At 41.8% G+C, this 23,633-nt stretch carries 20 protein-coding genes; 6 read left to right on the forward strand and 14 right to left on the reverse strand.

What is annotated here, in order from left to right; translation table 11 throughout:
- Nucleotides 1-5: 5 nt before the first annotated feature.
- Nucleotides 6-2,585 carry an ATP-dependent chaperone ClpB gene (gene clpB / locus Q0Z55_RS03480; protein WP_297424188.1) on the reverse strand — a complete coding sequence of 860 codons (2,580 nt, stop codon included), beginning with the start codon at nt 2,583-2,585 and terminating at the stop codon, nt 6-8.
- A 343-nt stretch (nt 2,586-2,928) separates the two neighbouring features.
- Nucleotides 2,929-3,354, reverse strand: coding sequence for an OsmC family protein (locus tag Q0Z55_RS03485; protein WP_297424190.1), 426 nt, complete (start codon nt 3,352-3,354; stop codon nt 2,929-2,931).
- A gap of 145 nt (nt 3,355-3,499) precedes the next feature.
- Between Q0Z55_RS03485 and crp the strand changes: the two genes are divergently transcribed.
- Both crp and Q0Z55_RS03495 read left to right on the forward strand, forming a co-directional pair.
- The gene (gene crp, locus Q0Z55_RS03490; RefSeq protein ID WP_297424193.1) at nt 3,500-4,207 is read left to right on the forward strand and encodes a cAMP-activated global transcriptional regulator CRP; all 708 of its coding nucleotides are present in this window, start codon (nt 3,500-3,502) and stop codon (nt 4,205-4,207) included.
- 168 nt (nt 4,208-4,375) lie between these two features.
- On the forward strand, nt 4,376-5,425 hold the full coding sequence (locus Q0Z55_RS03495; RefSeq protein WP_297424197.1) for an NADP(H)-dependent aldo-keto reductase: 1,050 nt from the start codon (nt 4,376-4,378) through the stop codon (nt 5,423-5,425).
- 131 nt (nt 5,426-5,556) lie between these two features.
- Here Q0Z55_RS03495 and Q0Z55_RS03500 read toward each other — a convergent pair whose 3' ends face one another.
- The 6 genes from Q0Z55_RS03500 to Q0Z55_RS03525 all read right to left on the reverse strand — a co-directional run bounded on the left by Q0Z55_RS03500 (nt 5,557) and on the right by Q0Z55_RS03525 (nt 10,980).
- On the reverse strand, nt 5,557-6,336 hold the full coding sequence (locus Q0Z55_RS03500) for a M48 family metallopeptidase (RefSeq protein ID WP_297424199.1): 780 nt from the start codon (nt 6,334-6,336) through the stop codon (nt 5,557-5,559).
- A gap of 96 nt (nt 6,337-6,432) precedes the next feature.
- Complete coding sequence (locus Q0Z55_RS03505) at nt 6,433-6,738, reverse strand: hypothetical protein (protein WP_297424202.1); 306 nt, start codon at nt 6,736-6,738, stop codon at nt 6,433-6,435.
- Between the two features lie 122 nt (nt 6,739-6,860).
- Nucleotides 6,861-8,180, reverse strand: a complete 1,320-nt coding sequence (locus tag Q0Z55_RS03510) for an adenylosuccinate synthase (protein WP_297424205.1) — start codon at nt 8,178-8,180, stop codon at nt 6,861-6,863.
- A 63-nt stretch (nt 8,181-8,243) separates the two neighbouring features.
- The gene (locus Q0Z55_RS03515; protein WP_297424207.1) at nt 8,244-9,410 is read right to left on the reverse strand and encodes an ATP phosphoribosyltransferase regulatory subunit; all 1,167 of its coding nucleotides are present in this window, start codon (nt 9,408-9,410) and stop codon (nt 8,244-8,246) included.
- Between the two features lie 235 nt (nt 9,411-9,645).
- Nucleotides 9,646-9,951 carry a hypothetical protein gene (locus Q0Z55_RS03520; RefSeq protein WP_297424210.1) on the reverse strand — a complete coding sequence of 102 codons (306 nt, stop codon included), beginning with the start codon at nt 9,949-9,951 and terminating at the stop codon, nt 9,646-9,648.
- Between the two features lie 3 nt (nt 9,952-9,954).
- Nucleotides 9,955-10,980 (reverse strand): type I glyceraldehyde-3-phosphate dehydrogenase, encoded by a 1,026-nt coding sequence (locus Q0Z55_RS03525; RefSeq protein ID WP_297424213.1) that lies wholly within the window; start codon nt 10,978-10,980, stop codon nt 9,955-9,957.
- Between the two features lie 479 nt (nt 10,981-11,459).
- Between Q0Z55_RS03525 and alaS the strand changes: the two genes are divergently transcribed.
- From alaS to csrA, 3 genes are all read left to right on the forward strand, one after another.
- Entirely contained in the window at nt 11,460-14,153 is a 2,694-nt protein-coding gene (alaS, locus tag Q0Z55_RS03530; protein WP_297424216.1) for an alanine--tRNA ligase, read from the forward strand.
- A gap of 63 nt (nt 14,154-14,216) precedes the next feature.
- On the forward strand, nt 14,217-15,497 hold the full coding sequence (locus Q0Z55_RS03535) for an aspartate kinase (RefSeq protein WP_297424218.1): 1,281 nt from the start codon (nt 14,217-14,219) through the stop codon (nt 15,495-15,497).
- Between the two features lie 258 nt (nt 15,498-15,755).
- On the forward strand, nt 15,756-16,010 hold the full coding sequence (gene csrA / locus Q0Z55_RS03540) for a carbon storage regulator CsrA (protein WP_297424220.1): 255 nt from the start codon (nt 15,756-15,758) through the stop codon (nt 16,008-16,010).
- Between the two features lie 70 nt (nt 16,011-16,080).
- Here csrA and rnhB read toward each other — a convergent pair whose 3' ends face one another.
- Together rnhB and Q0Z55_RS03550 are read right to left on the reverse strand one after the other, a co-directional pair.
- The gene (rnhB, locus tag Q0Z55_RS03545) at nt 16,081-16,650 is read right to left on the reverse strand and encodes a ribonuclease HII (RefSeq protein WP_297424463.1); all 570 of its coding nucleotides are present in this window, start codon (nt 16,648-16,650) and stop codon (nt 16,081-16,083) included.
- A 77-nt stretch (nt 16,651-16,727) separates the two neighbouring features.
- Entirely contained in the window at nt 16,728-17,120 is a 393-nt protein-coding gene (locus Q0Z55_RS03550; protein WP_297424222.1) for a hypothetical protein, read from the reverse strand.
- Nucleotides 17,121-17,323: 203 nt separating this feature from the next.
- On the opposite strand from Q0Z55_RS03550, the gene Q0Z55_RS03555 reads away from it, so the two are divergent.
- Nucleotides 17,324-17,875, forward strand: coding sequence for a cytochrome b (locus Q0Z55_RS03555; protein WP_297424225.1), 552 nt, complete (start codon nt 17,324-17,326; stop codon nt 17,873-17,875).
- On the opposite strand, the gene Q0Z55_RS03560 is transcribed toward Q0Z55_RS03555, so the two are convergent.
- From Q0Z55_RS03560 to Q0Z55_RS03575, 4 genes are all read right to left on the reverse strand, one after another.
- Entirely contained in the window at nt 17,872-18,210 is a 339-nt protein-coding gene (locus tag Q0Z55_RS03560) for a hypothetical protein (protein ID WP_297424228.1), read from the reverse strand. The two genes, Q0Z55_RS03555 and Q0Z55_RS03560, sit on opposite strands and share 4 nt — an antisense overlap.
- A gap of 47 nt (nt 18,211-18,257) precedes the next feature.
- On the reverse strand, nt 18,258-19,256 hold the full coding sequence (locus Q0Z55_RS03565; RefSeq protein WP_297424231.1) for an adenosine deaminase: 999 nt from the start codon (nt 19,254-19,256) through the stop codon (nt 18,258-18,260).
- 74 nt (nt 19,257-19,330) lie between these two features.
- A complete protein-coding gene (locus Q0Z55_RS03570) occupies nt 19,331-20,653 on the reverse strand; it encodes an NCS2 family permease (RefSeq protein ID WP_297424233.1) in 1,323 nt (440 codons plus the stop codon).
- 735 nt (nt 20,654-21,388) lie between these two features.
- Entirely contained in the window at nt 21,389-23,626 is a 2,238-nt protein-coding gene (locus tag Q0Z55_RS03575) for an NADP-dependent isocitrate dehydrogenase (protein ID WP_297424236.1), read from the reverse strand.
- Nucleotides 23,627-23,633: the final 7 nt, after the last annotated feature.

Raw genomic sequence — 23,633 nt, forward strand, 5'->3', positions numbered from 1 at the left:
TTTATTTAACTTAACTTGACTTTATCAAACACCAATTCACCATTTTGAGCAGTGACTAAAATGGTATCACCCGGCGCATAGTCACCGGCTAAGATACGCTGTGCTAAGCCGTTTTCCACTTGTTGCTGAATCGCACGTTTCAGTGGACGTGCGCCGTAAATTGGGTCAAAGCCGGCATCAATTAATTGATCGAACGCGGCATCATCTAAAGTTAATTGCAAATTACGCTCAACCAAACGGCTACGTAAACGTTGCAATTGAATATCAGCAATGCCACGAATTTGCGCTTTTTTAAGCGAGTGGAAAATCACCAATTCATCAATACGGTTAATAAATTCCGGGCGGAAATGCTCACTTACCGCAGCCATCACCACAGTACGTACTTCCTCTTCTGTTGCATGGTCACCTAATTCACGCACATCATGCGAACCTAGGTTTGAAGTCATCACAATCACAGTGTTTTTAAAGTCAATCACGCGTCCTTGAGAGTCGGTTAAACGACCATCATCAAGTACTTGTAGCAAGATGTTAAATACATCTGGATGGGCTTTTTCGACTTCGTCGAATAACACCACGCTGTATGGCTTACGACGTACCGCTTCGGTTAACACGCCACCCTCTTCATAACCCACATAACCCGGAGGCGCACCCACCAAACGGCTCACCGAATGTTTTTCCATAAATTCAGACATGTCCACACGAATCATGGCATCGTCATCATCAAACAAGAAATTGGCTAAGGCTTTGGTCAATTCGGTTTTACCCACCCCCGTTGGGCCTAAGAACAAGAACGAACCACTTGGACGATTCGGGTCAGATAATCCGGCACGCGAACGACGTACCGCGTTAGACACAGCCACTACGGCTTCATCTTGTCCTACCACACGATTGTGTAAGAAGCTTTCCATTTGTAGCAGTTTCTCACGCTCACCTTGGAGCATTTTTGCTACAGGAATACCCGTTGCCGCACTCACCACTTCTGCAATTTCATTGTCTGTGACTTTATTACGCAGCAATTTGGGTGCATCACTTTCTGTGGCGGTTTCTACACGCTCCATCTGTTTTTGCAATTCTGGAATCACGCCATATTGCAAACGTCCCGCCTCTTCTAAATTGCCTTCACGTTGGGCTTTTTCAAGCGCAATACGAGCTTGATCGAGTTTAACCTGTAGATCTTTGTTACCTTCAACCAACGCTTTGTCGGCACGCCAAATTTCTTCTAAATCATTAAACTCATGCTGAACTTCAATAATCTGTTTTTCTAAATGGCTAATTTCAGCTTTAGCCCCTGCATCTTCATCTTTTTGCACCGCTGCCAATTGCATTTTGAGTTGAATTAAACGGCGCTCAAGTTTATCTAAACTCTCTGGTTTAGAATCCAGTTCCATTTTAATGCGTGATGCTGCTTCATCAATTAAATCAATGGCCTTATCCGGCAATTGACGGTCGGTAATATAACGGTGCGACATTTTAGCCGCTGCAATAATGGCTGAATCTAGAATTTGTACACCATGATGGGTGGCATAACGCTCTTTTAAGCCACGTAAAATAGCAATGGTGTCTTCCACACTTGGCTCATCGACCAAGACTTTTTGGAAACGACGTTCAAGGGCTGCATCTTTTTCAATAAATTGACGGTATTCATCTAAAGTGGTGGCGCCGACACAGCGTAATTCACCACGCGCAAGCGCAGGTTTGAGCATATTGCCCGCATCCATTGCCCCATCGCCTTTACCTGCACCTACCAAGGTATGTAATTCATCAATAAAGAGAATCACTTCACCATCGAGCTTGGCTAAATCTTTCAGCACCGCTTTTAAACGCTCTTCAAATTCGCCACGGTATTTGGCACCGGCCAGCAATGCGCCTAAATCAAGCGACAGCACACGTTTGCCTTTGAGGCTATCAGGTACTTCACCATTAATGATACGTTGCGCTAGGCCCTCTACAATGGCGGTTTTACCGACCCCTGGTTCACCAATCAATACTGGATTATTTTTGGTACGGCGCGATAAGACTTGAATGGTACGACGAATTTCATCATCACGGCCAATCACAGGGTCTAATTTGCCAGCCAAGGCACGTTCATTTAAATCAATGGTGTATTTATTGAGTGAGTCGCGTTGCTCTTCATGGTTATTGCTCATGACTTTTTCATCCCCTCGAATTTTTTCAATGACTTGGCGCAGGCTTGCTTGATTGAGCCCACTTTTTTGCAACAATGGTTTCGTGTTACCCACTTCACTTAAAGCCAACAACAACCAATCGGTAGATAAAAATTCATCGCCCACTTTGGTGGCATAGCTATCGGCAAGGGTTAAGGCTTTAACTGCATCAGGGTTTAAATTAATGTCTGCACTTGGCGTACTTAAAGTTGCCGCATCAGTTAAGGCTTGGTTTAAAGCACTTTTAAGCTGCTGTAAATGACTGCCTGCTTGCTGTAATAAACTGAGATTGCTCGACTCATTTAGCAAGGTGGCTAACAGGTGAATGGTGTCGATGGCAGTATGGTCGCGGCTCATGGCCAAAGACTGCGCATCAGAGAGAGATTGCTGTAAACGATTAGTAAATTTTTCGAAACGCATTGTTATTGTTCCTATGTAAATGTTCGACTTGAAATATATATGGGTGCAAGTTTTGTTTTTTCAATTTATTTTTTATATATTTTTCAATGTTTTAAATAAAAATATTAGGTAAATTTTAGCTTTAATATTGTAGCATGCATTTTAAATTTCAAGTCTTACAATTAAAAAAGCTGTTTATTTTTAATCCAAGCACTTTACTCAAGTTTATTTTAAATAACTTACTCATTTAGTTGGTTTTTTTCTTCATATAAATTGTTACAAAGGCTGTGATTTTTTGCAAAAATTGATCAAAAAAAAGGCTGATAGAACATCAACCTTTCAAGTGTCTATTTTTTAAACCAAATTATTCAGAAACTTCAATAATTTCATAATCATGAGTGATTTCAACACCACCATCTGACAACATCTTACTGGCTGAACAATATTTCTCCGCCGACAACTCAACTGCCTTCGCCACTTGCTTGTCTTTGACACCATGACCCGTCACCACAAAGTGTAAATGAATCTTAGTAAACACTGCAGGTACGCTATCGGCACGCTGTGCTTGTAGCTGACACACTACATCGGTCACATCTTGGCGTGATTTCTTTAAGATGGTCACAATATCAAACGATGCACAACCACCAAGCCCCATTAATATTAATTCCATCGGACGTGGACCACGGTTTTGACCCCCATAGGCCTCAGCACCATCCATAATGATACGATGACCACTTTCTGATTGGGCTTCAAATGCGACGTTATCCATCCACTGCACTGTTGTTTGCATTGCAACTACCTAAAAAAAGCTATAAATTTACCCGGTAACTGTACACTAACATAAATTGAGTTGATACGGAATTTCATCTCTTGACGTGTGAGCAGCAGATTTAGGTTACAACGCCTATCGTTTATCCACATTCGGAATTGTTAGCATGACTGCAAATTTTTCACAATTAAGTACTGATGCCCTATCACCAGGTCAACTCCCAGACTCGGTTAAAGCGCTTCTTAAACGTGCTTATATCAATCGTTATCCAAAACGTACCACCATTGTGGATGCGGGCACAGAATCAAAATCGTTGTATTTAATTTTAAAAGGTTCTGTATCAATTATTTTGCGTGAAGATGATGAACGCGAAATTGTAGTCGCTTATTTAAACCCTGGCGATTTCTTTGGGGAAATGGGTTTATTTGAATCCAATCCACAACGTACAGCAGAAGTTCGTACCCGTGATGTGTGTGAAATCGCTGAAATCACCTACGAAAACTTCCATGACTTAAGCAAAATTTATCCTGATTTAAGCTATGCTGTGTTTGCACAATTGGTACGTCGTTTAAAAAATACCACACGTAAAGTGACTGACCTTGCCTTTATTGATGTCTCAGGTCGTATTGCGCGTTGCTTGATTGATTTGTCTTCACAACCTGAAGCGATGATTTTACCAAACGGTCGTCAAATCCGTATTACCCGTCAAGAAATTGGTCGTATTGTCGGTTGTTCACGTGAGATGGTCGGTCGTGTACTTAAAACCCTTGAAGAGCAAGGCATGATCGAAACTGAAGGTAAAGCGATCTTAATCTTTGATATCGCACCTGATGAAAATAAAATCATTGAAGATGATTTTGACGACGAAGAATAAAATCTTTTGATTCTAAATTCAAAAAGGCAAATGTTTCGACATTTGCCTTTTTTTTGCTTCTTTATTGCGTCAGTAGACAAACACATTCAAGCATAATTTATGCTTTTCATCAGCACAATGATTTGCGTATGCTACAGCATCGTGACTTAATAATTTCAAAGGATCATTATGCAATTTAAAGCCTTAGGTAACAGTAGCATCGTTGTGCCTGAAATCTGTTTAGGTACCATGACATTTGGTGAACAAAATAATCAACAACAAGCCTTTGATCAACTCGATTACGCTTTAGAGCGTGGTGTGTATTTTTGGGACACTGCCGAGATGTACCCCGTGCCGCCTAAGCCTGAAACCCAAGGCTCTACCGAACAGATTATTGGCAATTATTTAAAACAACGCGGTGGACGTGACAAAGTATTTATTGCCAGTAAAGTTGCAGGTCCAGGCTATGGTGGCAGTCATATTCGAGACGGACAAACCCGTTTTAATCGCACAGATATTCGTGACGCTTTAGATGGCAATTTACAACGTTTGCAAACCGATTATATTGATTTATATCAACTACATTGGCCAGAACGCCCAAGTAATATCTTTGGTCGCTTAGGTTATGGCAATCCAGAAGCATCTCAAGTCATTGACCTTACCACATTAGAAGAAACTTTAACTGCGCTCAGTGACGAAGTCAAAGCAGGACGGATTCGTTATATTGGTCTATCCAATGAAACGCCTTGGGGCACCATGAAATTTCTACACTTAGCTGAAAAATTGGGTTTAGAAAAATTGGTGAGTGTGCAAAACCCGTATAGCTTACTTAATCGTAGTTATGAAATTGGTATGTCTGAGATTGCCCATTATGAAGGCGTTGGCTTATTGGCATATTCTCCGCTGGCTTTTGGCTATTTAACAGGCAAGTACCGGCATGGTGCACGTCCTGAAAATGCTCGAATTACCCGCTTTAGCCGTTTTAGTCGCTATAGTAATGAACAAAGTTTATCGGCCACCGAACAATATGCTCAGCTTGCCGAGCAACATGGCTTAAGCTTAACCCAATTGGCACTGGGCTTTCTTAAGCAACAATTTTTTGTTACCTCCACCATTATTGGTGCAACCAATTTAACTCAACTCAAGGAAAATATGGATGCATTTGAGGTGAATTTGTCTGATGAAATTTTAACAGCCATTGAAGCCATTCATATTCAACAGCCTAATCCTGCACCTTGAAGATAAAACAAAGCACTGCCCTATTTTATCCAAAGACTAAGAGTTGATGTAATACACAAGACTTATGTTTTGTCTATCCAGCATGATTTTGATTTATGGCTACAAAAAAGGCTGCATGATGCAGCCTTTTATTATTTTTTCTTGCTCTGATTATATAAAGCTTGCGCTTGGCTTAAATTCTTACGCATGGCTTCAGTACGTGCACTATTGGATGGATGAGTCGATAAAAAAGCTAAGCCTTCCTTACCACCATCATAGGCGCTCATTTTTTGCCATAAGCTAATTGCAGCTTGTGGATTGTAACCAGCACGTGCCATCAGTAATAAGCCACCTTGGTCGGCACGACTTTCTAAATTACGCGAATATGGTAAACCAATGCCAATTTGTGAACCTAATTGCGCAGCAGCTGTACCGGCTTCACCCACACCCGCATAGCTCAGTCCTACATTCAGGGCCAAATTGGTCAAAGCTTGAGCACCGATTTTTTGCTTCGCATGCTCCTCTAGCGCATGTACCATCTCGTGTCCCATAATGGCTGCAATTTCAGCATCGGTTAAATTCAGCTTATTCACGATACCAGTATAAAACACCACTTTGCCACCCGGCGCCACATAAGCATTGACTTGGTCATTTTTAAGCACTGCCAACTGCCAATTAAATTTAACACCAGTTTGATTCATTTGATCAGCGTAAGGGCGTAGATTGTTAAATACAGTATTAATACGACGATATGTGGTTGACGAAGTGTCTAAAGTACCATTGGCACGTGCTTCTGTAAGTGTTTGATTAAACCCTTGAGTTGCTGTCATATTCAAGGTTGTGGTGTCTGCACCCGCCATATCTGCAATCGTTGTACACCCTGATAATGTGATTGCACTCATCGCAAGCGTACTTAAGATGATATTCTTCATAAATAATTTTCCACATTCGTTTTTTGATGTAATAAACTGAATTATAAAGAATCCTTTACCATATACCTATATCAGTTTTTAACGCATTCATACGATTTATGTAAATTGATAAATCAACCAATACAGCAAACATAAAACATTCAACACCAAATAAAAGTGCGCCAATGGTTCGATCTTGTCATTTAAAACGTCATCTTTGCGTTTTAAATACAAATAGCCATTTTGGAGCAAAATCACGGGCACCAATACGCATGCAATCATGACACTTAAACCAATAAAAATCTGATAAAACATTGCAGGATCATGCGGTTGTGACTGAATGATCAGCATCGCAATGGTCGGTGCTCCACCCATGGCAAATAAAAGTGAGTAAAACATGGTATTGGCAATATGACGCTGCATGTGTTGTGATTATCCTAATTTTATACTTTTTTCGATTGTAACAAGCTGTCAGCTTTGGTCTGTGCAACTTTAGTCTTGACATAAAAAAACCCATCCGAAGATGGGTCCTTTATTAATTATGCTTAAGCATCAAATGGATGACGAAGGATAATCGTTTCATCACGGTCAGGACCAGTTGATACGATATCGATTGGACATTCGATCAACTGCTCAAGACGTTTGATGTAGTTAATTGCCGCTTGTGGCAATTGCTCTAAAGATTTCGCACCAAAAGTAGATTCAGTCCAACCTGGCATAGTTTCGTAGATTGGTTTAAGTGTTTCAAATGCAAGTGCATCAGAAGAACCTACACAACCAGAATCTGCAGCTTCATAACCTACACAGATTTTGATTTCTTCTAAACCATCAAGAACATCAAGCTTAGTCAAGCAGATACCAGACAATGAGTTGACTTCTACCGAACGGCGTAGAATTTCAGCATCGAACCAACCACAACGACGTTGACGACCAGTAGAGGCACCAATTTCGTTACCGACAACACCTAAGTGTTTACCGATTGCATCACCAACATCGCTTGCAGCATCATACACCAACTCAGTTGGGAATGGACCTGCACCCACACGCGTGGTATATGCTTTGGTAATACCAAGTACATAGTCTAAGTGCAATGGACCTAGACCTGAACCTGAGCTTACGCCACCAGCCGTGGTGTTTGAAGAAGTCACATATGGATATGTACCATGGTCAACGTCAAGAAGTGAACCTTGCGCGCCTTCAAACATGATGTTGTCACCGTTTTTACGGTATTTATGAAGTTCACCAGTAACGTCAATCACCAGTGGTGCAACCACTTCACGCCATTGGTCACATAGTGCAAGTACGTCTTCTAATTGAACTGCTTCCACACCGTAGAATTGAGTTAATTGGAAGTTATGGTACTCAAGAAGCTCAGTTAACTGTGCTTTAAGATGTTCGCCACCACGTACAAGGTCAGCAACACGAATTGCACGACGTGCCACTTTATCTTCGTAGGCTGGACCAATACCACGACCAGTTGTACCAATTTTTGCGTTGCCACGCTTAATTTCACGCGCTTGGTCAAGTGCAATGTGGTTTGGCAAAATCAATGGACAGTTTGGAGAAATACGTAAACGCTCTTTTACTGGAACGCCTTCTTTTTCAAGAATATCCATCTCTTTGATGAGCGCTTCAGGAGAAAGAACGACACCATTTCCAATTAAGCACAATACGTTTTCACGTAAAATACCAGATGGAATGAGGTGTAATACAGTTTTCTTACCACCAACTACCAGTGTATGACCTGCGTTGTGTCCACCTTGATAGCGAACAACCGCAGCCGCTTGATCTGTGAGCAGGTCAACGATTTTACCTTTACCTTCGTCGCCCCATTGGGTACCAAGTACCACAACATTCTTGCCCATAATAGCCTCATTGCATCATGCTTAAAATAAAAAACGATTGCCAATTGCTTGGCAATCACTGATTTAGATTGGTTGAACTTGCCACTGTCCGTCTACAAGCACCATTTGATGGGTGGCTGCAGGAACAGATTCAATCGCATCATCACCTAAGAGTTGGATGACGCTCAAACCCTGATTACGGCTATCTTCGATTGCCGCAAGTAATGCTGGATCACTGCCATTTGGTGCAACCACAACCTTAACTTGTTGGTATTGACCGGCGCTCAAGGCATACAAGTCACATGAGAAACCTGTTGCGGGACGCGCACGGCCAAAGTGTTCTCCAATACCATCATAACGCCCACCTTGTGCCAAGGGTGCAGCACGATTTGGTGCATACACGGCATACATTAAGCCGGTGTGGTAATGATAAGAACGTAATTCGACCACATCAATGCCAATATGTAGCTCAGGCCAACGGGCTTGAATGGCCGCTTTGGTTGAACTTAAGGCATCAAATGCATGTTTAAATGCTGAATCTTGCACAATCTCCGCACTTAAATGTGCTTGGAGTTGCTCTAGATCACTTGCATAACGACCAAGCGCATAAAAGTCCTGACCGAAGTTTAAATCTTGGGTAAATTCAGCCAATTCCGGTAACGCTTTACGCTGATACAAATCAGACAAATGACGTTCGGTGGCTTTATTTAAACCGGCATGCTTGACAAGACTACGGAATAAACCGACATGACCTAAATCAAGATGAATCCCATGTGCAAAGTCGGCTTTTTGAAGCAAACCTAGCATCACATCAATCATTTCAACATCAGCATCAATGCTGTCTGAACCGAATAATTCCGCACCAAGTTGCAGCGGTGCACGTGTGGTATTAAACCCTTGAGGTTTCGTATGTAAGACCGTTCCTGCATAGCAATAACGTGCCACACCATGTACAGGATGTACATGTGCATCGATACGTGCCACTTGTGGTGTCATATCGGCACGCACACCAAGTAAACGACCCGACAATTGATCGATTACTTTAAAAGTGGCTAAGTCTAAATCTTGATTCGATTCTGAAAGAGAAGAGAGAGATTCGATGTATTCGATGAAAGGTGTGTACACCAACTGATAACCACGCGATGCGAGGAAATCTAATGCGTCACGGCGCAAAGTTTCGATTACTTGCGCCTGTTCGGGTAATACATCAGCTACACCATCAGGTAATAACCATGTCTCTGAAATGGGCATGTTGTAAACCTAAATTCTTGTCAGCGCGGAACAAAATCCGCATAAAAAAATCGGGAACACACCCGATTTCTCTTAGTCTAGCACGATAGTTTAGTGCTTGCACACGTCTTTTTTGCCAAAACTTAAAAATCATAAATAATCTTGGCAATGAGCGAATCTAGAGCTTTTTATCTCAAAGCATTTAAGCCCACGAGATCTGCTTAGGTTGCTCTTTAATGTGTTTTAAAGCCAGAGCTCAGCGCGCTTTTTGCTGTGCTTTGACCAATTGGGTCATTAGCTCAACCAATTGCGCATGTTGCTGCTCAAGCTGCTGTAAACGAGCAGCTTGTTGTGTCTGTATGTGCTGTTGTTGCTGCATCTTTTGCGTCATGTCTTGAATGAGGCTCAAGGTTTGACTTAAATGCTGCTCTAAATGCGCAGTTTTTTGTGTCGCATACTCAAGCGCTGTTTCAGTGGTCTGCACGCGTTGCTGCATTTTTTGATATAAAAATATGCACAAGGCCAATGCAGTGAAACTCAGGATCATCGCCAATAGCAGCATAGTTTAGTCCTCAAAGGATTGGCAAAGATCTAACAAACGGTTGGCATAACCCCATTCGTTGTCATACCACGCAAAGACTTTGGCCTGCTGCCCCACCACCATGGTTTGACTTAAATCTACAATCAATGAATACGGTGAATGGTTAAAATCAGATGAGACTAACGGCTCATCGGTGACTTGCATAATACACGCATAGTCGCCTTGTGCTGCTTGGCTTAAAACTTGATTTAAACGCGCCACATCAATTGCAGTTTGTGCAATAAAATTGAGATCAATGGCGGCTACGTTAATGGTTGGCACACGAATTGAATAGCCATCTATTCGTCCATCCATTTTAGGTAAAACCCGTTTGAGTGCACCTAAAGCACTTGATGTAGTCGGAATGATATTTTGACCCGAAGCACGCGCACGACGTAAATCACGATGCGCATGATCCAGCACCGATTGATCGGCTGTCACTGCATGAATTTCGGTCATTAAGGCACTTTCAATCCCAAAGGCATCGTCAATAATTTTGACCAACGGCACTAAGGCTTGGGTGGTACACGACACACTGGAGATAATTTGATCGGATGCTTTGACTTCATGATGATTGACACCATACACAATGGCAGCATCAACCGTATCAAAAGGCGCTGCGCCAATAATCACACGTTTAGCCCCTGCGCTTAAATGTTCTGTAGCAGCAGCTCTGGAGCGAAATAATCCACTACATTCAAGCATCACATCGACATTCAAGGGCTGCCATGGTAAATCGCATGGTTGTTTGCATTGCAACACTTGTACACGTAAAGATTTATTGGCTGCACAAATTTTTAAAAAGGTGGCGTTGTGTTGTTGCTCTACTTCTACCACGCCATTAAAACGTCCATGGGTGGTGTCGTATTTAAATAAATGGACTAAGGTCTCTACATCTGCAATGTCATTAATGGCCACTAAATCAAAGTTAAATTGTGTAGGATGTTCAAACCATGCACGTAATACATTACGGCCAATTCGTCCAAACCCATTAATGGCTACCCGTTGCATGCGCGTTCCTTTTTCATTTTAGCCTAGCGGGCTTATGTTAATAGATTTCACATGAGTACGAGAGAAAAATTTGCACAACAAACGCGCCTAATGCCTAAAATACCAACAAAATAGAATTATATTCTAATATATTGAAATTAAATTTGACTAAATTGCAAAAAAATTAAAAAAATCCCCCTTTTTTGTTTACTTTATGCGTTAAAACGAGTAAAAAATGCATCCGTCACTCAATCTAAACCTTGAAGTTTAGGCGCTGAGTATCATCGCCTCAAAGATGAGCATTTGAGCACAACCTATTGCGCTTAAAATATTGTACTTGGCAATTGTCAGCCAATCGGGCTAAAAGCATTGGTGGATAGCGCTTTTTTGGGTATAATTTGTCGTTTTTTAATATTTAAGCCCCGTGTAACAGTTCGGCTTTTTTTGCCACATCAACTGTTATACTTTTGCCAAATCAGAAATTATGGAGTGACTTGGTTGTGAGTACTCGTTTTATGACATCAGCTGAAATTCGTGAAGCATATTTGCGCTTTTTTGAGACAAAAGGCCATACACGTGTCGCGTCGAGTTCTCTGGTACCCGCCAATGACCCAACGTTATTGTTTACCAACGCTGGTATGAACCAGTTTAAAGACTGCTTCTTGGGTCTTGAAAAGCGCGATTATGTACGTGCTACATCTTCACAAAAATGTGTACGTGCCGGTGGTAAGCACAATGACTTAGACAATGTCGGTTATACAGCCCGTCACCACACTTTTTTTGAAATGCTAGGCAACTTCTCGTTTGGTGACTATTTCAAACGCGATGCGATTCAATATGCATGGGAATTTTTAACCTCAGATGAATGGTTAGCTCTACCTAAAGACAAATTATACGCCACGGTTTATCACACCGATGACGAAGCGTTTGAGATCTGGAACAAAGACATTGGTCTAGATGCATCACGCATTATCCGTATTGGTGACAACAAAGGCGGTCAATACGCATCAGATAACTTCTGGGCGATGGGTGATACCGGTCCTTGTGGTCCTTGTTCTGAAATTTTCTTTGACCATGGCGATCACATTTGGGGCGGCCTGCCTGGCACACCTGAAGAAGATGGCGACCGTTTCATTGAAATTTGGAACAACGTCTTCATGCAGTTTAACCGCACCGCTGATGGCGTACTGCATCCACTTCCTGCACCATCTGTTGATACAGGTATGGGCTTAGAGCGTATTTCCGCAGTTTTACAACACGTCAACTCAAACTATGAAATTGACTTGTTCCAACACTTACTTAAATCGGCAGCTCGAATCATTGGTTTAGACACCACTGAATTAGAAGCCAAAGCGCAAGAAACGGGTAAGCCTGTTGAATACCCTGCATCTTTAAAAGTGGTTGCCGATCACGCGCGTTCATGCTCATTCTTGATCGCCGATGGCGTGAATCCTTCAAACGAAGGTCGTGGTTATGTACTGCGTCGTATTATCCGTCGTGCCGTGCGTCATGGTAACAAATTAGGCGCAACGGGTTCATTCTTCCACAAAATGTTGCAGCCTTTAATTGAAGTGATGGGTGAAGCTTATCCAGAACTGGCAGCCAACCAAGCTCGCATTGAAGCGCAACTTTTAAAAGAAGAAGAGCAATTTGCAAAAACTCTAGAGCAAGGTTTGAAATTGCTTGAGGGTGAACTTGGAAACTTAAAAGGTTCAGTGATTCCGGGTGAAGTAGTATTTAAACTGTACGACACTTACGGCTTCCCAACTGACTTAACTGCTGACATTGCGCGTGAACGTGATTTAACTATTGACGAAGCAGGCTTTGAAACTGAAATGGCGACACAGCGTCAACGCGCGCGTGATGCAGGTAAGTTTGCCATTGACTACAACAGTGTGGTGAACGTTGAAGGTGAAACTCAGTTTGATGGTTACGATGCAACTCAAGGCCAAGGTCAAATTATCGCAATCTATAAAGATGGCGAGCAAGTTGATGAAGTCCTTGAAGGCGACGAAGCACTGATCGTGTTAAACCAAACACCGTTCTATGCAGAAAGCGGTGGTCAAATCGGTGATACAGGTCTGTTTAAAAACGATACCGGTATTTTTGAAGTACAAGACACCAAAAAATCTGGTGGCGCGTTCGTTCACCAAGGCATCGTGACCATGGGTAACTTAAAAGTTACTCAAAATGTAGAAGCTGTGGTTAAAGCAGACATCCGTGCTGCAACTGCACGTAACCACTCTGCAACGCACCTTTTACATGCTGCGCTGCGTCAAATCTTAGGCTCACACGTTCAACAAAAAGGTTCATTGGTTGCCTCTGACATCTTACGTTTTGACTTTGCCAACGATCAACCGGTTACGTTTGAACAATTGCAAGAAATTGAACGTCTTGTGAATGCTGAAGTGGTTGCCAACACTGAAGTGACCACTGAACTGCTGGACATCGAATCTGCCAAAGCCAAAGGCGCAATGATGTTGTTTGGTGAGAAATACGGCGAAGAAGTTCGCGTACTTTCAATGGGTTCTGTAATCGAAGAGAAAAACTTCTCAATCGAACTTTGTGGTGGTATTCACGTTAAACGTACAGGCGATATTGGTTTATTCAAAATTACCTCAGAAGGTGGCGTGGCCGCAGGTGTGCGTCGTATTGAAGCGGTAACTGGCAATAAAGCTGTTGCAGCGGCGCAAAAAGCCGACCGCGACATTCATGCCATTAATGAGCTGTTAAAAGCGCAAAAAGACCAAACTTTAGAAAAAGTAGAAGCTTTAAGTGCCACAGCATCAAGCTTGCAAAAACACATTGAACAGCTCAATCAAAAATTGGCCAGCTTACAAGCGGCTGAATTATTAGGCCAAGTTCAAGACATTGCCGGTCGTCAAACCTTAATCACCACAGTTGAAGGTATGGATGCCAAATCGCTTCGTACCCTACACGACGGCGTGAAATCAAAATTAGACAACGCAGTGATTGTACTTGCAGCAGTAGAAGGTGACAAAGTCAGCTTACTTGCTTCTGTCGCAAAAGACTTTACCGCGTTTATTAAAGCAGGTGACATCATCAAACATCTTGCCACCGAGCTTGGTGGTAAAGGTGGTGGTAAGCCTGATTTAGCACAAGGTGGCGCGCCACTCAACGAAAAATTTGCTCCTGTGATGGCTGATTTAGCAGCTTGGCTTGCAGCAAAATAATCACTTCACCTTTTGTGTAACTGACCCTAAGGCGCTTAGGGTCATGGTTTATATGGAACAACTATGGCATTAATCGTACAAAAATATGGCGGTACTTCAATGGGTACTCCTGAGCGCATTTTAAATGTTGCTCGTCGTGTAAAGCGCTGGCATGACCACGGCCACAAGGTGGTGGTGGTGGTATCGGCAATGAGTGGCGAAACCAATCGTCTACTTGCTTTAGCGAAAGCCATTACTGAGACCCCTGACCCACGCGAATTAGACCAAATGGTGTCTACGGGTGAACAGGTCACGATTTCCATGTTATCAATGGCATTGAACTCAATTGGTGTTGCGGCGAAGTCTTTAACTGGTCGTCAAGTCGGAATTAAAACCGACAGCGCATTTACCAAAGCCCGTATTGAATCAATTGATACCGACGTGATGACTGAGCATTTAGATGCAGGTCGTGTGATTGTAGTGGCAGGTTTCCAAGGCTTTGATGCCGATGGCAATACGACTACTTTAGGTCGTGGTGGTTCAGACACGTCTGGTGTCGCTTTAGCTGCTGCATTAAAAGCAGATGAATGCCAAATCTATACCGATGTAGATGGCGTTTACACCACCGACCCGCGCGTTGCACCAAAAGCAAAAAAAGTAGATCGTATTTCGTTTGAAGAAATGCTTGAAATGGCATCACTGGGTTCAAAAGTATTGCAAATTCGTTCGGTTGAATTTGCAGGTAAATACCAAGTGCCATTACGTGTACTTTCAAGCTTTGACAATGACAACGATGGCGCATTTGACGAAGACTTTAAACAAAACGTCGGAACACTTATCACTACTGAATTGGAAGACAACATGGAACAACCAATTATCTCGGGTATCGCATTTAACCGTGACGAAGCAAAATTAACAATTTTAGGCGTGCCTGATGAGCCAGGTATTGCATCTAAAATTTTAAAGCCAATTGGTGATGCAAACATCGAAGTCGACATGATCATCCAAAATGTAGAAGAAGATGGTACGACTGATTTTACCTTTACGGTAAACCGTGGCGAATTGGCTAAAGCTAAAAAAATCTTAGAAGAAACAGCGCAAAACATTGGCGCGCGTGAAGTGACCACACGTGATGATATCGTAAAAGTATCAATCGTAGGTGTAGGTATGCGTTCACATGCAGGTGTGGCGAGCAAAATGTTTACTTCTTTAGCTGATGAAAGCATCAATATCTTGATGATTTCAACTTCAGAGATCAAAATTTCTGTGATTATTGAAGAAAATTATCTTGAACTTGCAGTACGTGCCCTACACACAGCATTTGGTTTAGACCGCGAATCAGGCGAATCTAGCGTACGTGCTTAATGTGACCATCAACTTTGAAAGATAAGTTGATTTTAGCTGTAATTGCCAAATGCTACAAAAAAACAGAGCCACTATATTTTCTTTTATAGTGGCTCTGTTATATTAGCCAATAAGGATTTTTGTAAATCTATAGAAAATAGATATTGCGTTATATAGCATATAATGCGATACATCTTTTTAGATGAATACTTTTCATTCTCAAGGTTGTGTTTTACGTTTTAAAAATCGCAGTTTATAGCATTTGGCAAGGAGATAAGCATGCTGATTCTGACCCGACGTGTCGGAGAAACTTTAATGATTGGGGACCAAGTCAGCGTGACTGTGCTTGGTGTTAAAGGTAACCAAGTTCGTATTGGTGTAAATGCCCCAAAAGAAGTGTCGGTGCATCGTGAAGAAATTTACCAACGCATTCAACATGAGCGTGCCATGCATGAGCATTTACAGCACCTTGACCAAGATTATCAACCGACTTTTGAAGAAGGTGATTTCTCGCAGAATAACTACAATCGTTAAGATCGATGTTTTTCTCCTAAAGCGGCATTTATGCCGCTTTAAACGTTTTTGATCTACCGCTTTATTGGGATTACTGCTCAGTTAAGGCTTTTCGTACTGGTGCAAAACTACGACGATGTTCAGCAATCACCCCATGCTCTGCAATAGCAGCAAAATGTGCTTTGGTCGGATAGCCCTTATGCTTGGCAAAACCAAATTGCGGATACTGTGCATCAAGCTCAAGCATCTGGCGATCTCGAGTCACTTTGGCCAAAATACTCGCCGCTGAAATCTCAGCATGTAAAGCATCCCCCCCAATCACAGCCTCGCACGACATGCTTAAACCTTGCACCAGCTTGTTGCCGTCAATCAAAACATGTTCAGGTTGAATATTTAAGCCTTCTACAGCACGGCGCATTGCAAGCAGTGAGGCTTGTAAGATATTGAGCTCATCAATCTCTGCTGCACTACTTTGCGCAATTGACCATGCTAAGGCTTTTTCTTGAATCTCAATAAATAATTGCTCACGTTTTTTTTCGGTGAGTTTTTTAGAGTCATTGAGTCCATCAATCGGATTTTTTGGATCTAAAATAACTGCTGCTGCCACCACTGAGCCAACCAAAGGCCCGCGCCCTGCTTCATCTGTACCCGCAATTAACATCTTTTCCTCACTTTTGTTCATAAAAAAACGACCCTAAGACACAGCTTAAGATCGCTTTTGGTTATGTATTCATTTGCTTAGTTTTTTAAAGTTTCAACCACACAAGCATTTAAGGTATTCGTCACTATTTTAGTGGCTAAATTGGCTTGTGAAGTTTTATCCATCGCGGCAATAACTAAATCTGTTGCAGTCACTGAGGTGGTGGCTTTTTCGCCCACACAGCTACAGACTTCGGTTTGTAATTCTTGCTTTTGTGTTTGCGTCAAAAGTTGTGAAGCAGTTTGCCAATAGCTGTTGTTTTCAACTTCAGTGACACACTTCGCCTGTACACCGACCTTTACCGCTGCCATAGCCAATTGCTGTGCACCTGTCGCAGCTGAAGTTTGACCTGTAGCAGTTGTGCCATCGGTTATTGCACAGGCAGTTAAAGCAAGAGCAAAAGGTGCTAGCACAGCAAGTAATTTTTTCACGATTATTTTCCCAAATGGTTATACAACATGTATGGCGCTATTGTGCCCAAATCTTACTATATAAGACATGCATCCCCCATTTAGATGCATAAAATAACAGCAACTAGCGTTTCAATGACATGAATAGAGCGTTGCAAGCACAAGCTGTGCTGAAACCCAAATCCATCCTATACTGATGACAATTTAGACGAGCTTAAAACAACATGCATCAAAACTATTACACCCGTACAGCGCAATACTTACATTGGATCATGGCCATTATTTTTATTGCAGCATGGCTGATTGGTTTTTACAGTGGGAATTTTTTATCTTATGCGGTCGATGGTAGCTTTAAAGGCAGTGTGATCACTTTACATAAAAATATTGCTACCGTAATTATTTTCTTATTGCTGGTACGCATTTTCTGGGGTTATACCCATCCTATACCGCAACTTCCCGACACCATGAACCCTTTTATGAAAAAAATGGCGCATTTGGGTCATTTAGCTTTGTATTTGATGCTAATTGCATTGCCGGTGACGGGCTGTTTATTTAGTTGGAGCGCAGGACATCCTGCACCGGTATTATATTGGTTTGAAATTCCACGCTTAGTAGATAAAAACCCTGAACTGTTGGCGATTGTTAAACCCTTACATATTTACTTGTCTTGGGCCGTAGGTGTTTTATTACTGGGTCATATTGCTGCTGCACTTAAACATCACTTTATAGACAAAGACCATGTCTTGATCAGCATGACCCGCCAACCCAAAAATTAACGCACAGCTTCTGCGATGCAGCCTTTTAAGCTGTTCATGACCGCTTGACGAACCAATCTATTTTTTTCGTCTTCGTTAATTACAGCTAACGCTACATCTTTGGCATCCATATCGTTCATGGCATGTTGACTGACACAGCCACAGATCCTGTCTTGATGCGTTTGCTTTTGTTGTGCGCTCATTAACCAACTTGCAGCACTCCAGACTTTAGAGTCTTTGAGCTCTTGTTGGCATTGATAAGCAATCACAGGTCTGAGCATTTTTTGGGTGAGGCTGGCGGCTGTTGTATGTGATGACAACAGCATAGCCAATAAAATGAGATATTTTTTTTGCATGGTCTAAATATCCTGCAAGCAAAAGGCAGCCGAAGCTGCCCTTGTGTTTAAAGCGCTTGGATTTTCTCAATCCACTGTTGTTTGTCTTGCTCACTGATAAAAGATGCCTCAAAAGAATTGATTGCCAAATGTTTGAGTTCATCTTCGCTTAAATCAAGTGCTTGTGTAATGGCAATAAAGTTGTCATTCATATAACCGCCAAAATAAGACGGATCGTCTGAATTGACAGTGACTTTAACACCCTGTTGTAGTAAACGACGAATATTATGCTCACGCATATCTTGAACCACACACAGCTTTAAATTAGACAGTGGACACACGGTAAGTGGCATTTTGTCGCGAATTAAACGCTGCATCAATTTTGGATCTTCTTCTGAGCGTACACCATGGTCAATACGATTGACTTGAAGTAAATCTAAAGCTTGCCATACGTAATCTGCAGGTCCTTCTTCACCGGCATGTGCCACAATTAAAAAGCCAGCTTCACGCGCTTTAGCAAAAACACGCTCGAACTTTTTCGGTGGATGCCCCACTTCGCTTGAATCTAAACCAACCCCAATAATGTGGGCTTTATACGGTAAAGCTTGTGCAAGGGTTTCAAAGGCTGCTTCTTCGCTTAAATGACGCAAGAAACACATAATTAAATGCGAGCTAATACCAAGTTTGGTTTTTGCATCATCACAAGCACGTTTTAGACCATTGAGTACGGTTTCAAAAGCCACACCACGGTCGGTATGGGTTTGTGGGTCAAAGAACATTTCGGTATGTACCACATGATCTTCGGCACATTTTTCAAAGTATGCCCATGCTAAATCATAAAAATCTTGTTCATGAATTAACACTTGAGCGCCTGCATAATAAATGTCTAAAAATGACTGTAAATTATGAAAGTTATAGGCTTGTTTAACTTCTTCAACCGATTTATATGGAATTTCAATTTGGTTACGCTGTGCAATAGCAAACATCAGCTCAGGCTCAAAGGTGCCTTCAATGTGCACATGTAACTCAGCTTTGGGTAATGCACGAATTAAATCAAGTTGCGTCATGATCTTATCCTCTTATTGATATAAAAAAGGGTGCTCACCTTAAAGGTTGCACCCTTTTGGTTGTTTTGATGAAATTAACCACCAAACAGCGCAAATTTTAATGCCCAAAGTACCGCAATAATCCATACCATATACGGTACGGTTGATGCCTTACCTGTAAGTAATTTGACTAAGGCATAACTAATAAAGCCCATTGCAATACCATCTGCAATTGAATAGGTAAATGGCATAAATACAATGGTTAAAAAGGCAGGTACCGCTTCGGTAATATCGTCCCAATCAATATGGGTGATGCCCTGAATCATCAATACACCAACAAACAATAATGCAGGCGCTGTGGCAAAACTAGGTACTGATTGTGCAAGCGGTGCTAAAAATAAACACGCCACAAACAACAACCCTACGACAAGAGCAGTTAAACCGGTACGACCACCAGCAGCAACACCCGCTGATGATTCAATATAAGGCGTGGTAGATGATGTACCTAAAGCCGCACCTGCCACAATCGCAGATGAATCAGCAAATAAGGCTTTTTTCAAACGTGGTAATTTGCCATCTTTGAGTAAACCTGCACGGTGTGATACGCCCACCAAAGTACCGGTTGAGTCAAATAAATCGACCAAGAAGAAAACAAAAATCACACCAATTAAGCTGGCTGTAAATAGACCCTCAAAGTCCATTTGCATAAAAGTTGGGGCAATTGAAGGAACGCCACCAATCACACCATGAAATTCGCTTAAGCCTAAGGCAGTTGAAATGGCGGTCAACACTAAGATACTGATGATGATAGCACCACGTACTTTAAATTGATGCATCACCACGACCATCAAGAAGCCAAATAAAGCCAGTAAAACCGAAGGTTGTTTTAAATCACCTAAGCCCACTAAAGTCGCTGGGTTATCTACAATGACACCAGCATTTTTGAGTGCAATTAAAGCCAAGAATAAACCAATACCACCGCCAATCGCCAGTTTAAGCGACATCGGAATGGCATTGACAATTGCCTCACGGACTTTAAACATACTAATGGCAATAAATACCAAACCTGAGACAAACACTGCAGCCAGTGCAGTTTGCCATGGCACACCCATGCCCATACACACCGAATAGGTAAAGTAAGCGTTTAAGCCCATACCCGGTGCCAATGCAATAGGATAATTTGCAACCAATCCCATCACCATACAGCCAATAGCTGCGGCAAGACAGGTGGCAACAAAGACAGCCCCATGATCCATACCTGTTTCAGATAAAATCATTGGATTGACAATAATGATGTAACACATTGTTAAAAATGTGGTGATACCTGCTATGACCTCTGTGCGAAAATTGGTTTTATTTTCGCTGAGTTTAAACAGACGTTCTAGCATATTTGCGGAAGATGGATTAGGAGTCGTCATGACCTAGCCCCTATAAATAAGTAATACCTAACTGTGCGATAGGAGAGACTCTTGATGACACTATCAAAGAGTTAGCAGCAAATTAAGCAATGGATATGCCAAATGTTCCATTTTAAGAGGAAAATTATTTACCCTAAATCCAATATTGAAATAGTGTAAACAAAAAAGCTGCATATCATTTATGCAGCTTTCCTCACTTTCATTTAAATCAAGTACTTATAAAAAAAACACATTGATTTAACTTACAGTACGGTAATTATAACACATTGATTTTTTATTTTTTCTAAAAATTACATTTAATCGCTTAACTTGTATGGCATTACTGTACAAGTATAGGGCTGTAAAGTACTCTAACGCTTAATGAGTGATAACAGTTTTATTTGATATTTCAATGGGTTGATTTTGGTAATATGGGTTTTTTTGTACAGTATGCAATGACCTTTTGGCTTCATTTAACACCTGATCCACATAATGTTGCTGCTGTTGTTTTTTGTGCTGATACAGTACATAACTCGTGATTGATACAACAATAAGCGTTGTACCCAACATTATTTTTATCATAATTGACTCATTGTGCTAAAAGTTATTGTTGTGGCGATAGTGCTTGAGTGTACTGTATTTTATTGCCTGCTTGAATATCAATTGTCTAAACAGAGTGTAACTTTACTGAGTGAACTGACGCTACCACCCATAAAAAAACCGGTGCCATGCACCGGTTTTTTCGCAAGCTTAAAGTTAAGCTTTAAATGTGTCTAACACAGTGTTTAATGTTGTGCTTGGACGCATTACTGCATCTACTTTTGTAGGATCAACAGCGTAGTAACCACCGATATCTACAGATTGACCTTGAACTTGTGCAAGCTCAGCAACAATTTTTTCTTCATTTGTAGCTAAGTTTTCTGCAAGTGGTGCAAATTGTGCTTTTAGCTCAGCATCTTGATCTTGGTTTGCAAGCTCTTCAGCCCAGAATTTCGCTAGGTAGAAGTGGCTGCCACGGTTGTCAAGTTCACCAGTACGACGTGATGGAGACTTGTCATTGTCAAGCAATTTGCCTGTTGCAGCATCTAAAGTTTTGGCAAGAAGTTTTGCTTTTGCGTTGTCTTCTTTAATGCCCATCTCTTCTAAAGATACAGCAAGTGCCAAGAACTCACCTAAAGAATCCCAACGTAAGTGGTTTTCTTCAACAAGTTGTTGTACGTGTTTAGGTGCTGAACCACCTGCACCAGTCTCGTACATGCCGCCACCTGCCATTAATGGCACGATAGACAACATTTTGGCAGATGTACCCAATTCCATAATTGGGAACAAGTCTGTTAGGTAATCACGTAAAATGTTACCTGTTACAGAAATCGTATCTAGGCCACGCGCTACACGTTCAAGTGTGAAACGCATTGCACGTACTTGTGACATGATTTGAATGTCTAGACCAGTCGTGTCATGATCTTTTAAGTATTTTTCAACTTTTTTGATCACTTCGTTTTCGTGTGGACGGTACGGGTCTAACCAGAAGATCGCTGGCATACCAGAGTTACGTGCACGTGTTACCGCAAGTTTAACCCAATCTTGAATCGGTGCGTCTTTCACCTGACACATACGCCAGATATCGCCTTCTTCAACATTTTGTGACATCAACACTTCACCGGTTTCGATGTCAGTGATGTTGACAACGCCTGCTGCTGAAATTTCAAAAGTTTTGTCGTGTGAACCGTATTCTTCAGCTTTTTGCGCCATAAGACCAACGTTAGGTACAGTACCCATGGTCTTAGGATCGAAGTTACCATTCCACTTACAGAAATTGATCATTTCTTGGTAAATACGCGCAAATGTTGATTCAGGCATCACTGCTTTACAGTCGTAAGGCTTGCCGTCAGCACCCCACATTTTACCGCCACCACGGATCATTGCAGGCATAGAAGCATCTACAATCACGTCGTTTGGAGAATGGAAGTTAGTGATGCCTTTAGCAGAGTCGACCATTGCAAGTGCAGGACGGTGTTCTTGGCATGCATGTAAATCAGCAATGATTTCTTCACGTAAAGACGTTGGTAAGGTTGCGATCTTTTCATAAAGACCAGCCATACCGTTATTTACGTTTACGCCAAGCTCTTCAAATAGCTTACCGTGTTTTTCAAATGCTTCTTTGTAGTAAATTTTCACACAGTGACCAAATACGATCGGGTGTGAAACTTTCATCATGGTTGCTTTTACGTGTAAAGAGAACAAGATGCCTGCTTCTTTACAATCAGCCAATTCTTTTTCATAGAAATCGCAAAGCGCTTTCTTGCTCATGAACATAGAATCAATGATTTCGCCGTCTTGTAACGCCACTTTGTCTTTTAAAACAATGGTTTCACCAGCTGTGGTGATGAGTTCCATTTTCACATTACGCGCACGGTCTAAAGTCATTGACTTCTCACCATGGTAGAAGTCACCTTCTTGCATGTGCGATACGTGAGTTTGTGACCATTGTTTCCACTCACCCATAGAATGTGGGTGTTTTTTCGCGTAGTTTTTAACAGCAGTCGGTGCACGGCGGTCTGAGTTACCTTCACGTAACACAGGGTTTACCGCAGAACCTAAGCACTTACCAAAACGTGCTTTAAGTGCTTTTTCTTCGTCAGTGGTTGGGTTTTCTGGGTAGTTCGGAATTGCATAGCCTTTTGCTTGTAATTCTTTCACACACGCCGTTAACTGTGCAACAGAGGCACTGATGTTTGGCAATTTGATGATGTTAGTGTCTGGGTCTTGGGTTAAACGGCCCAATTCAGCAAGGTTATCGGTAACCTTTTGCTCTTCAGTTAAAAATTCTGAAAATTCTGCAAGTACACGAGCTGCAACAGAGATGTCAGTTTTAACAATCTCAACGCCAGCAGGCTTAGTAAAAGTCTCGATGATCGGCAATAGCGAGTAAGTTGCTAATAATGGTGCTTCATCAGTTAGTGTGTAAATGATTTTTGACTTTCCACCAGCCATATAGATC

The sequence above is a fragment of the uncultured Acinetobacter sp. genome (genome assembly GCF_947626835.1).
In the GTDB taxonomy this organism is placed as follows: Bacteria; Pseudomonadota; Gammaproteobacteria; order Pseudomonadales; family Moraxellaceae; genus Acinetobacter.